At 59.4% G+C, this 16616-nt stretch carries 11 protein-coding genes and 1 pseudogene; 3 read left to right on the top strand and 9 right to left on the bottom strand.

The window, feature by feature from the left end; all coding sequences use genetic code 11:
* Positions 1–195, bottom strand: a pseudogene (locus tag GGQ91_RS08090) (IS3 family transposase); the annotation flags it as partial.
* A 245-nt stretch (positions 196–440) separates the two neighbouring features.
* Positions 441–1727 (bottom strand): MATE family efflux transporter, encoded by a 1287-nt coding sequence (locus GGQ91_RS08095; RefSeq protein WP_182591732.1) that lies wholly within the window; start codon positions 1725–1727, stop codon positions 441–443.
* 290 nt (positions 1728–2017) lie between these two features.
* Between GGQ91_RS08095 and GGQ91_RS08100 the strand changes: the two genes are divergently transcribed.
* The gene (locus GGQ91_RS08100; protein WP_182591733.1) at positions 2018–3535 is read left to right on the top strand and encodes a GumC family protein; all 1518 of its coding nucleotides are present in this window, start codon (positions 2018–2020) and stop codon (positions 3533–3535) included.
* Positions 3536–3887: 352 nt separating this feature from the next.
* Here the strand turns inward: GGQ91_RS08100 and GGQ91_RS08105 are convergent, their stop codons facing one another.
* Positions 3888–5045, bottom strand: a complete 1158-nt coding sequence (locus GGQ91_RS08105; protein WP_182591734.1) for a DegT/DnrJ/EryC1/StrS family aminotransferase — start codon at positions 5043–5045, stop codon at positions 3888–3890.
* A 623-nt stretch (positions 5046–5668) separates the two neighbouring features.
* Here GGQ91_RS08105 and GGQ91_RS08110 point away from each other — a divergent pair.
* On the top strand, positions 5669–5830 hold the full coding sequence (locus GGQ91_RS08110; RefSeq protein WP_159020337.1) for a hypothetical protein: 162 nt from the start codon (positions 5669–5671) through the stop codon (positions 5828–5830).
* A gap of 430 nt (positions 5831–6260) precedes the next feature.
* Here GGQ91_RS08110 and GGQ91_RS08115 read toward each other — a convergent pair whose 3' ends face one another.
* The 6 genes from GGQ91_RS08115 to GGQ91_RS08140 form a co-directional block, all read right to left on the bottom strand.
* Positions 6261–6683: a GtrA family protein gene (locus GGQ91_RS08115; RefSeq protein WP_179696963.1), complete on the bottom strand. Its 423-nt coding sequence runs from the start codon at positions 6681–6683 to the stop codon at positions 6261–6263.
* A 1-nt stretch (position 6684) separates the two neighbouring features.
* Entirely contained in the window at positions 6685–8181 is a 1497-nt protein-coding gene (locus GGQ91_RS08120) for a UbiA family prenyltransferase (RefSeq protein ID WP_403091010.1), read from the bottom strand.
* 268 nt (positions 8182–8449) lie between these two features.
* Positions 8450–10858, bottom strand: coding sequence for a WD40/YVTN/BNR-like repeat-containing protein (locus GGQ91_RS08125; RefSeq protein ID WP_210281161.1), 2409 nt, complete (start codon positions 10856–10858; stop codon positions 8450–8452).
* Positions 10859–11239: 381 nt separating this feature from the next.
* On the bottom strand, positions 11240–12283 hold the full coding sequence (locus tag GGQ91_RS08130; RefSeq protein WP_246410600.1) for a glycosyltransferase family 2 protein: 1044 nt from the start codon (positions 12281–12283) through the stop codon (positions 11240–11242).
* A 20-nt stretch (positions 12284–12303) separates the two neighbouring features.
* On the bottom strand, positions 12304–13479 hold the full coding sequence (locus GGQ91_RS08135; RefSeq protein ID WP_182591735.1) for a glycosyltransferase family 4 protein: 1176 nt from the start codon (positions 13477–13479) through the stop codon (positions 12304–12306).
* 104 nt (positions 13480–13583) lie between these two features.
* Positions 13584–14468, bottom strand: a complete 885-nt coding sequence (locus tag GGQ91_RS08140) for a WecB/TagA/CpsF family glycosyltransferase (protein WP_210281162.1) — start codon at positions 14466–14468, stop codon at positions 13584–13586.
* A 1392-nt stretch (positions 14469–15860) separates the two neighbouring features.
* Here GGQ91_RS08140 and GGQ91_RS08145 point away from each other — a divergent pair.
* The gene (locus GGQ91_RS08145; protein ID WP_210281163.1) at positions 15861–16529 is read left to right on the top strand and encodes a sugar transferase; all 669 of its coding nucleotides are present in this window, start codon (positions 15861–15863) and stop codon (positions 16527–16529) included.
* Positions 16530–16616 lie beyond the last annotated feature (87 nt).

The following is a 16616-nucleotide window of genomic DNA, read 5'->3' on the forward strand; positions in this document are numbered from 1 at the left end:
GTCCTGACGCTGCACGGCGTTCCCGCGGTGCAGGCGCCTCAGCGCGGCAGCCATGCCCTCCAGCCGGTCTGCGGGTGCCGCGTCCATCTCGCGATCACGCCGGCCGTCGATCCCGTTGCGCACGGTCGGGAGCCTGACGCCGAGATCGGCGGCCGCCGCGCGGCGAGACCGCCTACTCGTCTGAGCAAGACGCACCGCCGCGGCACCAGACCCAAGTGTGGACGGCCTCCGCGTTCACGGAAAGCGCTCTCCGTGTCTTCGAGGTGAGTCCACAGTTCAGTTGCAGACCGCCCTCGGAATGGTGAACCGGGGTCGGGGCAGGCGTCGTGCCGGGCGCGGCGACCGTCAGCGGCGCAGACCGGCGCGCCCCGTGCCGCCCGGGCGCGTCCAGCTGGCCACGATGAGCCGTCTGCGGCGGTGATCGCGAAGACTGCACGCGTTCACGGCAACTGCACGTGCGGAGACGCCTGCCTGCCCTTCCAGCGCCAGGCGCGCGCGACGCGCCATACAGCCAGCGTGAAGATCGCCTCGCCTGCGAGAACGCCGACCATCGAGTACAGCGGCCCCACCACCCAGACCATGACAACGACGAGGATGACTGAGATCACCGACGAGTAGACGCTTGAGAAAGCCAGCACCCGGAACTGCCCTGCGGCTTGCAGCAAGATACTTTCCGGGGTGCGGACAAGGCGGAGGCCCATGATCGCCAACCAGAGGACAAATGCCTTCTGAACATAAAGCAAATCGTAGTCTTTCGAAAACAGAAGCGAGGGCGCGAAGTAGGCAACGATGACGCCGAGGCCCAAGGTTGCGAACCAGCCGCTCATGAGAATGAATCGAAACAGGGACAGCGTGCGATCGACGTCGCTCCATCGCTGTTGGGCGACGAGCCGTGCGAGACGCGGTCTCTCGAATTCTCCGAGGGCGTTCATCAGGATGATGGCCGGCCGGATCAGGAGTGCGCTCGCCGCGAGCGCCGCAAAGGCGACGGCACCCGAGATCAGGGTCACGAAATAAGCATGTGCGTTGCCGGTGGCCTCCGTCGTGACCAGTCCGAGCAGCGACCAGCTCGAATGCTCTTTCCAGACGGCACCATAGCGCGACAATTCTTCGAGGCGGGGCAATCGAAGCTGTTCCGCGAGATGACGAGGCCCGAACGCCAGCAGACCGCCGGCTGCACTGAGCATCAGAAATCCGTAAGCGAAGAGGGGGGAAGCGCTGCCCTGCCACGCGATCAACCCGATGCCGACGCCGAGGACGACGCCGGATACGATATCGGACAGTGTGGCACGTTGCGGCAGGCCGATCGCATACACATAGGCGCGACCGAACCAGCGCAGCATTGTCAGGCTTGCAAATCCTCCGAATAGGGCTGCAGGTAGAATTTTAATCCCGAGAGCAGCACTGAGCGCGGTAATCACCACAAAAACTAATAGTCCGATAATAATATTCACACCAAACAAACACTCGACGGTAGCGGCATCGCGTGTGTTGCTGGCTCTCGCCATCACGACGGGAAGGGGAGCACACAGAAAGGCGCCGGAAAAGCTCATCAGAAATTGTGATGTCACCATAAGGAACGAAAAAGTGCCAAAGTCCTTCGGGCTCATCAGATGGACAAGAACGACTGACAGAACGAATTGTGTCGCTGACAGCACCAATGGGCCGGATACGGCAAGCATGTAGGGCGCGATGATTTGCACGGCCTGTGCAACGGCGATCTTCATGGAAAGATTTCGTTTCCAAACGAGCATTCCAGCACCAATTCAAATATAATACGTCTCGCCTCGAAGGGCGAATAAAGAGCGTTGTTGCAATTCAGGCATGAATCCTGCTAAGGTCACGATATCCTTGAGAACTAGCGATTAAGCGCCGACTTTTGAATGAACGCCTAATCGCAGAAAATATCAAGTCCTTAAAATGGAGTAACGCTCGCAGTAATTTGTGCGTTTTTTAGTTGAGCCGTTGAATCCGCAGCTCGAATATAAATAGAGCGCACGCCAGCAGGATGTCGTTTATGCTGCACGATCAAGACATGAAGCCTTCGATAGGCACGGTGTTGCGATGCATGTGGAAACATAAGGCATTGATGGTCCTGGCGGTGGGCGCCGGTATTGCCCTGTTTTTATCTGCTTATTTGTTGATCGCACCGGTCTATGAAGCATCGACATCGCTTCTTGTCAGTCAAGCTTCGGAGAATATTTCCGATGGCAGCCGGAAGCAGCTTGAGTTGATCACCTCTCAAGCTCGAATCGCGGAAAGCGAGGATGTCGTTCGCGGCGCAATCAATCGCGTGGGGCTCGATAAATTCAAAGGCGTCGGCCAATCCCGCCTTCCCGGATTGGGAGGATGGCTGAGGCAGATCGTCCATGGCCGGCGTGACACAGAAGGGGCAGTCCCGGAGAACGCTGGGGGTAAGGACCCCGGCATCTCCGATATCGATCTGGTCGCTTCCGTCCTGAGCCGACGCCTCACGGTGCGGACTGAACCCAATTCCGAGGTCCTGAAAATCTCGTTTCAATACACGGATCCACGTCTGACGGCGGCGTTCGTGAACGCCGTCGCCGAATCGTTCATCGAGCGCCAGATCCGTCTCGCCGATACGCCGGGCGCCATCGATTTCTTTCGCGAGCAGAAGAAGCGATTCAACGAAGAAGTGGAGATGCGCTCCCGACTGTTGGAGCATTTCTCCCGCCGGGAACGAATGTACTCCGTGGAGGATGAGCGAAGCCTGCTTTTGCATCGGGCGAGCGACATTGCGGCGGCTCTGACGGCGACGCGCAGCTCGCTGGTCGATAAACAGGGGCAAAAAGGGGCGCTCGTCGCACAGCTGCGACTTCTCAAGCCGGTGACACAATCTCCGTTCGTGTCGAATCTGGTCGAAAATCTCGGCGGTGACGAGAAAGGTCGGTCGCCGTCACGCGGCCCTTCAGAGAACACGGCCGGCGCGGGCGACCCGCCTTTGTTGATGGTGCGCGTCTATCAGGACTCGATGGTGGCGCTACTGAAGGTCAATTCCGAGATCGCCGGCCTTCTCGATCTCGTCAAGCAGCAGGAGCAGGAGATCAGCACCGTCAACCGAGACCTGACGACGCTTGTGAGCAAACAGACCGAATTCGAGAGGCTGAAACGCGATGTCGCTCAGGCGACCTTGAATGCGGAACTCTACGCGAAGCGGACCACCGAGGAGCAAATCAATGCCGATCTCAGATCGGCAAAGCTGACGAACATCCGTGTGATTCAGTCGGCGACGACTCCGCTCCGAGCCGTTTTTCCCAACGGGGCTCAATTCCTCGGGCTCGGCGTCGTGTTCGGTCTGATCCTGGGTGCATCGGCGTCCCTGATGCTCGAAATGTACGGCCCGCGACCGGTGTCCGACGCGACGGCCCCGGACGCGCCGGCCGCTCCAGGTCGCTTCACCGCAGCACACGCCTCGACACCCGGCGCGCAGGCCAATGAGCTTCTCCGGAAGGCGTCGGCCTATTTCGCGATGGCCGACCTCAAGCGCCGCGCACGGACGCAGTCAGGATCTTAGAGCGCTGCTCAAGCCTGGGTGATGCCGTTGCCGTGACGGCGACGCTCACTCGGGCCTCTCCGCGAAGATGCCGATGGCCATTCTTGCACGTCGCGCTCCGCGGGCATTCGGTCGCGCATACGCCGCGACCGCGCGATCTCGGCAGCCTGATCGGACAGGGACGCAACCGGGCCGGAGGAAGAAGCCCGCATCGATCCTGACGACCGAAAACGCGGGGCGAGCGCCCGTTCAGCGAGGTACGATGCGGCTTCGCATTGGCCATCGGGCGTGAACGCCCGACTTGTCCTGGCCATCCGACACCGTTGCCGAACAGCTGGAGCACATCCGAGGCATGCGAGAAACCGAAGTGTGATCAGAACGCGATCGGTGCAGGCTCGGCGCCCGATAAGCCCGTTGTCGCAATGGAACGCCGCAGGGCCGCGATGACTTCGTCCTGCTCATCCTCACGCAGGCTCGGGTATAGCGGAAGCGAGAGCGTACCTTCGCCCCAGTGCCAGGAAATGGGAAAACGAAGCTGCGCTTGCGCGGTGCGGTACAGGCTCAGCGAGGGAACACAGCGATAGTTCACGGTCGCACCGATCCCGGCCTTGCCGAGAGCATTCAAGACGGCATCCCGCGCCCCGCCCGGAACGTGGATCGGGAACAGATGCCGCGCCGAGACAGCGTCGGCGTCGATGGTCGGCCATTTGAAGGGCGTGCCCGCGAGTGCAGCCTCATACCGTCTGCAGAGACGTTCCCGGATCTGCAGTTGCAGGTCGATCTCAGCGATCTGCGGCTCCAGAAGGACCGCGAGCAAATCCGGGAGGTTGGCCTTCGTCCCCAAGCGGGCGATGTCCCAATGGCGGTAGGTGTGCCCCTCGAAACGCCGGGCCGCGCTCGCCGACATGCCGTGTTGAACGGTCTGAGCCAAGGCATCCGCCAGAGCCAAATCGTTTGTGACGACGGCGCCGCCTTCGCCGCAGGTCACATTCTTGGTCGCGTAGAACGAGAAGATCGCCGCATCGCCGAGCTGGCCCGGACGCCGGCCGTCTCGCGTGCCTTCGAAGCAGTGCGCCGCGTCTTCGATGATTTTGACCGACTCGGGGATCACGGCCCTGAGCGACGGTATATCCACCATCTGGCCATACAGATGAACCGGGATGACGGCTCTGGTCCTCGTGGTCACCGCCTGCCCTGCCTGGGTCAGGTCCATGAGCAACGTTCGCGCATCAACGTCCACGAAAATCGGTGTCGCTCCAACTTGCCGGACGACATTGGCTGTCGCGGCGAATGTCATGGCAGGAACGATGACCTCGTCGCCCGGTCCGATATCGAGGGCGAGCAAAGTTGCGACCGCGCCCTGCGTCCAGCTTGACGTCAGCTTGGCGCTCCCGACCCCGAAGAAGCGGCGCAGCGTCGTTTCGACCTCCTGGCACCGCGGACCGCTCGTGAGAAAGGGACTCGCGAGAACCGACGCGACACGTTCAGCGTAGCAAGCCGGGAGGGCGTGTCGATAAAATGGGACAGCCATTCAGCTGACCTCGCTGAAGGAGGGTTGTTCGGTATCAGTATACACCGTCCGGGCAGTCGGAATACCGCGCGGTATAACAGATCAAGCCGCCCACGAGACGGCCGTCCGATCGTCTGATCTGCTCTGATGTCTGTCGACGCGACGCGCGTCAGGCTCCCGCGGGCCGACACGGCCGAGGCCGCTTTACGCCTTTGGTCCGGTCGCCAAGGGTCGCGGCCCCCTGAGCATACGGCGCACCCGCGGCGCAGGGCCCAAACACGCGCCGACTCAATGAAGGCCCCCGTTGCCTGAGCGGTTCCCCGCAGATGCCATCGGGTTTCTCGCGCGACGCGATCGCTGCTGCCTTGCTCAAGTCCAAGCTGCGGACAGCAGATCCCGATCGCCGTGCCGGCGGGGACGTCGTTGGGACCGGGGGCCGAGCTCGGCGCCGTCCTCGGTTGCATCGGCTGAGGCGCGACGCGGTCCAGTTCACCGCTCATGAGCGTCGTCGCGATAGGGGTCCGGTGGTCGGCCTTACCGAGGTGCTGCGCTGGCAAATTACTGTTTACGCTTCTGTAACGATTGACGAGGAGAGTTCGCGATCGGCGTGAGCTGGCGATTGCTCCAAGCGAGGATGCCCAGACATGGTCTTTATCATCGCCTCGGCTTTCGCAGCGGCTCTCGTTGCGTTCATCTCCACGATCGGCAGCGGCTTGGTTTTCTCGATCCTCGCGGTCTTCATCTCTGGCAATTGTGCCGCTCTGCTCGCTGGATGCTGGCTCATGCGCCAGCGGGGCGCGGCTTAACGGGATCGGTTGCTAGCGAACCGACCGCTCGACCTCCTGATCGCTCGTGACGCTCAATCCAACCTGGCTGCGCGGCAACGAATCGACCGCCGGTTCCGGGGATAAGCGCGCGGTTCCAGGATCAAGACGACCGCACCAGCCGAAGCCGCTCGGACCACCGTTCGACACGACGTTGCCGACACCTCAGCGATCGCGAAATCGCGGCGTCTGGCTCGGGTGAGGCGCAGCATCCCCGGCCTTCCGGAACGGAGGGCTCCAGGCGGCGCGATTCGGCCTAACCGGCGCGGCTTCGGCGGGTATCGCGCCGCTCCTGCCGACGGACGTGCGCGGCAAGGCGCGAGGGGATGATCCGCGGATGCGCGACAGTCCATTTTGACGCCGCGCGCGGGAAAGCAGCACATGGGTATGGTCAGCGCTCTCGAAGGAGCATTCAGGCCGTCCTGAAGGTGACCGACTTGTGTCCAACATAGTTGGCGACGGCACCAGCCATGATACCGATCGCGTGCGCGGCAGGCGCCGCGATCTCTGTAAGGCCGAGCGGCATCAACAGCCCATCGCGTGCAACAATCGCCACCGCCACGGTGACGAGTCCCCCGATCAGATTGACCAGGAGGAACCCCCCGAGTTGCGCGGCAAGGGATCGCGACGAGCCCGGGAAGACGAAGCTGCGGTAGATCAGGAAGCCAATCACCATGCCGAGCGCGGTCGCTGTGGCGACCGCAAGCGCGAACGGCATTACGGTGTTGAACAGGAAACGTGATGCCCAACTCACGCCCGAGGCGAAGCCGCCCGCGAGCAGAAATCGGACGCGCTGGTCGAGGCGGATGAGGTCCTGCAGGTAGAGCCGCATCATCTCAGACCGAAAAGCCCGCCCAAGCCAGCACGAAGCACATCGCGAGCGCACTGCCGGCCGTCAACGCCAGCCGGTCCGTCAGCGCGAAGACAACCGGATCATCCTGCAGCGTGCCGCGCTGGCACGCGACCCAGATTCGCCCCAGGATGATCGACAGCGCCAGGGGGAAGCCCCAGAGCCATGCCACATCGCCATAGAAGGTCTGCTTGAACGCGTCGTCGATCACGTAGAACACCAAGATCAGGAGCGCGGACGTGCCTGCGGCGACACCGGCGGCCAGCACGAGGGGCAAATCCACAGCCACGTAGCCGCGTCCGTTGATCTGAGCCGCGCCGCGCGCCGTGGCACGGGCGATCTCTGTGTGGCGCTTCGCCAAGGCCAGTGAGGTGAACAGGAACATCGAGAACACGAACAGCCACGGCGAGGCGATGGCCTCCACAGCGGCGGTGCCCACCGCCAACCGAATCGTGAAGAGGCTGGCGAGCGTCAAGGCGTCGAGCAGGACCACCCGCTTGAGATAGAACGAGTAGGCGAGCGTCAGCCCGGTATAGGCTGCCAGCGTGAGAACCACCTTCGGGCCAGCCAGCGCGCCGAGCAGGAATCCAGCTCCCAGGCCGGCCGGCACGGCGGCGAGGCCGTAGACGATCGGAAACTGGCCGCTGGCGAGAGGACGGTTCTTCTTCGACCAATGCCGACGATCGTCCGCCACGTCCCAGATGTCGTTGAGGATGTAGGTCGCCGAGGCGATCAGGCAGAGCGCCACGAAGCTGATCGCGAGCGACCCGAGGGCGGACGGGTCGAGGAAGCGGTTGGCCAGGACTGCGGGCACGAGAACAAGCGCATTCTTGGCCCATTGATGGGACCGCATGCTCTTGAGGAGCAGGCGACCGTAGGGCGGGCGCCGGAAGACGCCGGCGACGTCGGCTGCTCTGCCGGCCGCGCGCTCCACCCCCGGGGAGGCGCCGACCACGATCGCCTGCCGGGCGGCATGCCACACCGGCAGATCGGCGCGGCTGTCGCCCGCATAGTCGAAGCCGAGCGGGAAACGGCGGGCGAGCTCAGCCGCTTTGGCGGACCCTTTCAGATTCGTCTGCCCGTCGCTGGCGATGACGCTGCTGATGAAGGGGAAGCGGCGGGCGATCTGTGAGGCCGTCACATTGTCGGTGGCGGTCGACATGTGGATCGGCCGGCCTCCCTTGGCCTCGGCCTCTGCGAAGGCGACCAGCTCGGGGTTTTCCGGCAGCGCCTCGATGTCGAGCGTGACAGCCTGAGCCATGCGCCGCTTCAGGTGGGCGCGGCCGCCCATGGCCCAGTAGAGCATGCGCAGGACGTTCAGCGGATCGGCCCGCACCAACGCAAGCGCCTTCTCGTAGAGGACATCCGTCCGCAGGAGCGTTCCGTCGAGATCGAGGATGAGGGGAACCTCGCGAGACCCGAGTTTCGGCCAAGCCGGGTGCCGAACGGCCTCGACCCCCGAAGCGATGTGCCCTGACAGCACGGATCCGGCTCCCAAGCTCGGAGACCGGCCATACTGAATGCGGCGGGTGATATCGTGCAGAACAGATCGCATCATCACAGACCGAAAGCTCCGCTACCGATTTAAACAGGGCCACCTCAATCACGACTGCTGAATTGCCGTGATCCATATCCGGCTGGTCAGGTCACGACCGAGATGACAATTTCCCAGCCGAAGACTCACTGCCGGAGTCGCCACAGCGCCGTTCTTCGGGGCCCCGCGGCGACCGGAGAGGCCGCCATCGCGGGTCTCAGCGCAGCGAAAAGCATTCTGCGTCCTCTCCGAATGCGTAGGGCTTCGCTTTGCAGTCGGCCGGTTCCCCGACCAGGAAACCGGACCCCATGTAACCCACGTAGACACGGCCGAAATGATCGGTGTCGGCGCCGAGAACAGTGACCTGATCCAACCTGCCGACGGGGAAAGCCCCTATCTTCGTCCAATTCTCACCTTCATCAATCGATCGCCAGAATCCATATTCGCCATTCAGCCGACCGGATAAGAAAATTGTAGGATAACCTGCCTGATTAGGTCGACCAAAAGCGATATCATCCACTTGGCTGATACCGCGGATCGAGGTCCAGGTTTCCCCGCCGTCGCGGCTGCGCCTCAGGGGCGTCCCCGTTGCGTACGGGATGCCCGACGTGAAGAAGAGCTCGCCCGGTCGACCTGGCACGGCGCGGAGCTTCGCGGCGTACCCGGTGTTCGGCGCGATCTCACCCTTGAAGACTTGGCGCCAAGTCTCGCCACCGTCGCCCGTCCGCCAAAGCCCTTGGAGCCGCTGATTCGCCCCCTCCCCGCTGTGAACGAGATAGAAGACGCCGGGCCGCGTGCCGTCCGCCGTGAGTGTCTTCCGCGACAGGTATATGTGCGGATGTGAGCCCGTGAACGGAAGGGACTCGCCGCTCAGTACCACCCGTCGCCAGCTTCGGCCGAGATCTTTCGTGTAGAACGGAGCGCGGTTATAGGTCGGCTCCCAGACGATGTTGTTGGTGTCGCCGGCCGAGACCGCGATCGTACCGAACGCCATGCGCCAGGGGTCCTCGGGACGGGTCCCCGGCGGGGTCGGAAGCGCGGCGAATTTGGTCCAGCTGTCGCCGCCATCCAAGCTGTACCCGGCTAGCACGGCATCGCCGTCTTCCGAGCAGCAGGACGTTCGGGTATCGGACGCATTCGTCACAACGAATCGCGGATTGGCGGGTGTCAGCGCCACTTGCTGTGCTGCGATCAGCACACGCTCTTTCGGACCATATGTCGTTGAGTACGCCGTCAAGTCCCGCTTGACGTGAATACCGAAATCCCAGACCGCAAACAGGGGGGCCTGCCCTGGGGCTTGGTTGACGTCGTTCGCGACGAGCTCCTCAATCCCCCGGGTCTGGCTGACCCACGTCACTGTCCGCGAAGAGTCGGAGAGGTCGGCGTAGAACACGCCCATGCCTGCGCCAGCCCAGAGCCGATCCTTCTTCACAGGATCGAACATGATACGGCTCATGGCGAAGTAGGACGCATTGCTGACGCGAAGCCATGGCGGGTCGCCGGACCCGACCCGGGACTCATGCGCCAGTCGTGTCCACAACCGTCCTCCGTCATTCGATCGGAACACCGTCCCGCTTTCATCGATGACGAGGATGCGTGAATCGTCCGGGTCGATCGCCACGGCTGCGAAGGGCAGGCTTGGCAGGCCTCCGTTGGATGTAAGGCTCTGCCATGCACCCCCGCGATAACGCCAAGCCATTCGTGTCTCGCGATCGACACCGAAGAAGGTCCCGTCGCGCGCGAAGGCGCCCTGCGTGAGAAGCGACGGCCCGCCCTGCCCGTCGGATGCCAGGCGGGAAAAGCTTCGGCCGCCGTCGGACGAGGCGAAAAGGCCGTTTCCGGCCGACATCGCCCAGACGCGCCCTGCGACTTGGCCGCCCGGTTTCTCGAACCACGTGATGATGCCGGGGCTCTGATGGCCGTCCTGCGCCGGGCGTAGATCCATCGCCGGAGGCACGGTCGGGATGCGTGACCACGTCACGCCGCCGTCATCGGTACGCCAGAGACCATCGGCCGGAGTTCCGACGAGCGCAACGTCCGGACGCACAGGGTCGACCGAAATGAACGGCCCGTAATTGCGGAACTCGCTATTCGGATCGAAGCCATGCTCGAACGGAGCTGTCGATGAGGCGGCGAATGACCGCCCTCCATCCCGCGAGGTAAGGACCCTTCCCTTCAGAGCCAGATAGATCCGGCGCGCGTCGGACGGGGCAACGACGACCTCGTACACCCCCTCGTTGAGTCCGTTCTGAACGTGAAACGTCGACGGCATCGACGCGGCGGTCACCAATTGGATCCACCGATTGGCCGTGTCGCTCCAGATATAAGCTCCGTACACATCCGCTCTGACGACGCGCGTCGACCCGCTGGCATCGGATGAGTATCCGGTTATGAATCCACCGCCGCCGATCTTCACCGGCCGCCAGAGATAGGTCTCCGCACGAGCGACGGGCAGCAGCACGAGCCCCCAAAGCAACAGGGCGAGACCGCGTAAAGACACGGACAGCGACAGGCGCATCATCGACGAGCGTCGCTGATCGAACGGCCGACGAAGCCTCCACATGCAATGCGCGACCGCAGATCGCCCGGTCATCTTCGGGTCCGCAAGACCGAGTTCAGCCAGCATCAACTCAACCAACATTGGCTGCAACCATGAACCCTCGTGCAGCAACGGACCGCCAATTGACCCAATCCCGGCACCACACGGGGATTTGCCAGACCTGTCGGTCGCCGGTCGATCCGCACCCGCTTCTTCCGCAGAGCATCGCGGTGTTCGGCCGCATCGCGAATTGAACCGAAGCGAACAATTGGCCTACCCCTGATTCAGTTATGGTCAGGACGCCCACAATCAGCCTCGCCTTCCCTTTTTCTCGATCTCCGAACTACGACCTTAATTACTTGAACACAGCCATCGAGACAAAGGCCGAGGTTTTAAATTCACGTCTTGAGCGAATGAGACATCAAGCCCGAATTTCCCCAAGATCAGCAACCGTGACTTGCCATTTATTCAACCCCTGATGATCACCGCCTCCAATCGTTCCGTCGGCGATCGGCGCGATGCGGCGAACCCCGCAAAAAAGCCGATTGCAACCGTGTTCCACGCCACGAACGAATATAGCCCGGCTTGCACTGAGCCGCGCCGCAGCATGAGAAACAGCACGGGTAGGACAATCGCCACGAGCAGGTATGCGAGGTAATGCCAGTCTGAGACCGCCAAGACCGTCAATGCGAGGATTGCGGCCCACCAGATCACGACGACAGCGCATGTCCAAAACTGCGTAAGTTTAGAAAGCGCTTGCCGACCGCGAGGCCGGGCGAGGATCGCCCGAGAAACTTGGCCCACGCCGTTCGCGTAGCCAGATAGAAATCGAGCCCGCAGGAGCTTATAGCTTTCTGACGTATGCCCATAATGCACGACGGCAGGAACATCGAGCCGGGTGAGTTTCCAGCCATCCGCAATCAATCGCGAAGCGAGCTCAAATTCTTCAAATGATTTCAAATTTCGGTCTGCGAAATACCCGCTCTGCTTTACCGCCGAGACGCGATAAAGCCCCCCACAATCGAGACGGTCGATCAGACGAGGGTAATAAGCGCATCTCCTTTCCGCATTGATTTTCCGTGTGCGGAATTCATGGTTCTCGACATTCGCCTCTTCGACACGGCCCCCGACCCCGGCGAAATCCAGATGCGTCTCCAAAAATGGTATCGCGCACGGCAGGAATGAAGGATCGATCTCCATATCACCGTCGAGAAGGTAGAAGAACTCTCCGCGGGCGAACATATACGCGAGTTGGGCACCAGCGCCGCACGAGCGTTCGGATGGATTCGCCAATTGGACGATCTTTACATCGTACCGCAACGCAATCTCCAGCGTACCGTCCGTGGATCCGCTATCAGCGATCAAGATTTCACCACCGTACGGAGCGGCGGCCTCAAGCGCAGTTTCGATCGCCCGCCCGATCCGGGCGGCCTCATTGAAAACCTTAATCCCGATTGTAAGCTTCATTGCCAGTTCCGTATCGAAGGACTCTTTTGGACGAACGTCACCCATTCCTCGGCCGAAAACCGACGTTAAGACACAAGATCCTCATAGAGTGACATGGTTTTATCGAATGAAAGTGCTGCTGCGATATGTCTTGATCGCAAAGCCATGTCCTCATAATATTCATGATCGAAATACAATCGGTCAATCGATCGGGCCAAACTACGCGCATCGTCGATATCAACTGAAATCCCGCAGTGTCGGCCGATTTCGTCAGTTATAAATTCCAATTGAACTGGGATATTCGAAACGACAAGCGGCAACCCAAGTTTGGCCGCTTCGATGAGTGCGAGGCTATGGCCTTCGAAGCGACTCATCTGCACGAAGACATCGGCCGCCGCGAGCATGCGAAGTGCATCTTTGCGGCCCATTAGTCCGAGAAATTTTACCCGATCCGTTACACCGAGGCAGTCAGCCAGTGACCGCAGTCTCGTCTCCTCAGGTCCATGCCCTATGATGCTCACAATCACGTTTGGCATGTACAACGCCGCTTTGATCAAGACGTCGTAATTCTTTTGCGCTGAGAGGCGGCCGAGGCTTATAACGCGAAAAGGGGCATCACCCCCGATGCGCGGTTGCCTCATCCCGGACAATTCCGAAAGATGCTGCTCGATCGCGGGAGAAAGCGCGTTGCTGATGACCCGCTGCTTTGATCGCAACCACCCCCGCTTCAAATGATACGACGTCGCGACCGTCTTCGAGACACTGACCGACGCCGAGACGTTCGGCGGCACAGATGCATATCGATCAAGCCAGTTCATAGGCCATTTCAACGTATTCGCAGGTGTATGATGTGATGTGATAGCTCGAATGGGCCTGTAGGAAAGCAAAGCCGCCACGGGTACCAATAGGTTTGTGGCAGGCATCGCCGTCACGACACAATCTGGCGTATCCTTCCTGAAGAGCAGCACAAGATCTCTGATCAAACAGAGAAGACGGAGTGTTGATCGTGGCTTCTCAGAGACCACGTGGTGCCAAGCGATGTGTTCATCGCCAGCCATCGATGTGTCGGCGCTCGGCCAAAGCGCGATGAGACGTGTTCGAAATCCCTTAGCCGCCAATCCAGCAGCCAGATCGCTCCACAGCTCGCCGACACCACCGGATGAGGAATGGTTGGCAAAGAAGTAAACGGTCGACTGCGACCGTATCGAGGTTTTCGGTACGGAACGCTGGATCGGCTCCGTCAACGATACCGCAGCGCACATCCCAATCCGCCTCATTGATTGTCACCTAGCCCAGCACCTGAGCATGGATTAGGTTTTCTGTAATTAGTCCACAATCAATATTCGAATAGAGATGAGATATAATATCATTTTAGTGCAACTGGTCCACGATAGATCGGATCGTCGGACGTTTTGGTCAAAAGATAAAATAATGCGACGGGGTTAGACCATAAATAGCGAAACAATAATCGTCTCGGTTCCTGATAGATCCTGTAAATCCACTCAAGACCGATATCTTGCATCCATCGCGGCGCTCGCGGAACGTCCTCAGCGATGTGATCGAAGAGCCCGCCGCAGGTTCTGATCCAGGCCAAACCGCCCAGTTTCTTCTGCCATGAACAAGCGATCTCTTCCTGCATCGGACTGCCTAGACCGAGCCATAAGACCTGCGCTCCTGTGCGGAGTATCTCAGAACAGATCTCATCCTCGTCGGCGCGATTGAAATACCCGTCGCGGCACCCAACCACCTGTAGATTCGGAAAAATCAGCTTCAACTTTTGCGATGCACGCAAAGCCACCTCAGGCTTTCCGCCCAGAAAATAAAAACGTATGCACTTCTGGGATGCTAGATCGGCGCAATCATGAATGAGATCAGTCGTCGCCACCCGCTCGGGCAAGGGACTTCGACAGAACAGGCGCGACGCAAAGACGAGCGATGCACCGTCAGCATCGACGATTGAAGCCTTGGAAATCAGTCGTCGAAAGTTTCTATTCAGATGAAATCTCGCAATTACCGATCCATTTGACGCGACGATTATTCGGGGCTCAGCAAGATGCCCCAGAGATACCAAACGGCAATCCTCATCCATGCGGCGTGCCAGTTGTTTGCGCGATAGCACTGCGGTGGGAATCCCACCAACACGGATCAGGGATGTTCGACCACTCGATTCATTGAGTAGCGCACCGTGAACCAGCTGCCGCTGAAAAGTGTTGTCGTCACGAGAACCGGAACAACTGTCGTTCAGTCGCACGGCCCCGTCTGCACGGAGCCAGCGCTGCACCGCACCTGACCATCTGAAGTATGTCGACAACCGGCCAAAATGCGACATCTCTACATCCCTCCTATAGCGCTCGGGAGTAGGGCCTAAACGGCATCTTAACAGTTCGTTAACCTATATCCAGGCGATCACCGGAACGCAATACCGAATTCGATGGACCTAAAAAGGCACTTTGAGTCGAGTCTCCGCCCTCATCGAGAGCGGAAACCGGATTGATCAAACGCGCCTCAAATCCCTGGTTAAAAAATTGCCGCTCCGCTCATAAAATCGGCAATCTGAGGACATCTAGCCGGCATCAAACGGCTTGATTACCATCTTCCGATCACTCGGCTCACGAAAAACATCCCAGGGCCCTCAACCGACAACCCGTTTTAACGTCACCGCCGATCGCGAGCAGCATTCGCGCGACAGAGTTCGGCTATTCGACGCGAAAGACAGAGCGATTGAACGTTTCTGGCTGCGTTATTTATCCGTCTCGTAGCCTGCAGTGAAGTGCGCTTTTGCTTTCGTCGGCAGAGCGACACGAACGGCGTGACGCGGTGCCATCCATTTGTCAGATTTGGGCAACCTTCTAGCAAAAGCTGCGAAGAAAGAGGCCCTTCGGTTCCGCCGAGCTCAACACGCGATATCGGTTTTCATATTCTTTGTGACAGTATAATAATCTGATGGTGCATCCGCGAGCCGATTTACTCCAGACTCGTATTATCACAGCAGCGGAAAATGGTGCGTATGCACTGGTCATCCTGCCATCATTGACATGACTTTGACCGTTTCTATGGACCATCCCTCATGGGCCGCACACCTAATCTGAACATCAATCATTTATCTACTAAACCCGATTTTTAGCGCCAGTAAATGCAAGCAATGTATGAAAATTAACCCTATTGCCAGACGGCGTGATAGCCGATATAGAGAATTCGGCCTCGTTATCAAGGCAGCACACCAAGTCCGAGATGCGGCCCGGATGTCTAGAGTGGGCTGTCTATTAGCGCGCGCCGCGCACCAGTGCTTTTGCGAGTTCTGGGGACACGTCGAGCTGCGAAGTCATTCCTAATATATACCGAAACTGCGAAAACGCCAAACAGCAGTCTTCGGCGATAGTATCTCGCAGCGTTCGTATGGTGCAATCTCGCGCGAAGCCGTTTTCTTCAAAAGAGCTTAATACAATAAACGGACAATTGAAGCCTATGTGAAAAATATTGAAGAATAAATTATACTCTTAGTCATTGGCGACATACAACCACGCGTCGAAAAGCCATCATTTATATTTATTTTCGGGTAAAATGAAATAAATCCGGGAGGATATTTTAAATACGCCGCTTTGACTCAATCGATTATGTGAAATAGATCGAGGAGACTTAAGCGATGAGTTCTGCTGAACACGGGTTGCTTGTGACCTCAGGTCCTGAAGCTCGAACGGGGGCTGACCACACATCCAATATTCGGCACAGCGCGCATGTCGCAATCGATATAACTGTTGCGGCAGCTGCCATCCTCCTTCTTATGCCGCTTTTCGTTTTGATCGCCATTTTGGTCTCGCTCGACAGTCCTGGACCTATTTTGTTCCGGCAGGAACGTACTGGACTGAAGGGTCGCAAATTCAATATATATAAATTTCGTACGATGCATGTCCAAGAAAACGGACCCATCGTGCAACAGGCGAGTCGCAGCGATGTGCGCGTAACTCGGATCGGAAGATTTCTAAGACGCAGCAGTCTCGACGAACTTCCACAACTACTGAACGTAATCAAGTGTGAGATGGCGATTGTGGGACCTCGTCCCCACGCTGTTTCCCACGACATTTACTATGGAAAAATAATCCCCAATTACAATGCTCGGTTCAATGTGCGCCCCGGTATCACCGGATGGGCACAGATTAGTGGGTCACGGGGCGCAACGCCTTGCTCTGCCGATATGGAAAAGCGCGTTGCGCTCGATCTTTGGTATGTATCAAACGCCAGCCTTATGCTTGATTTCAAGATTATCGTGAAAACCGTTTTGATGTGCCTCGCATTCAAGCTGGATGCTTACTGAATCGCGATCTAAAATGAATGCAACGGATTTTTGTTCGCGCCCGAGATTAGATCGGATGCTGGGTTCCCCGGGACGGGCTGCACATAT

The organism is Methylobacterium fujisawaense (genome assembly GCF_014138435.1).
Taxonomy (GTDB): Bacteria; Pseudomonadota; Alphaproteobacteria; order Rhizobiales; family Beijerinckiaceae; genus Methylobacterium; species Methylobacterium fujisawaense.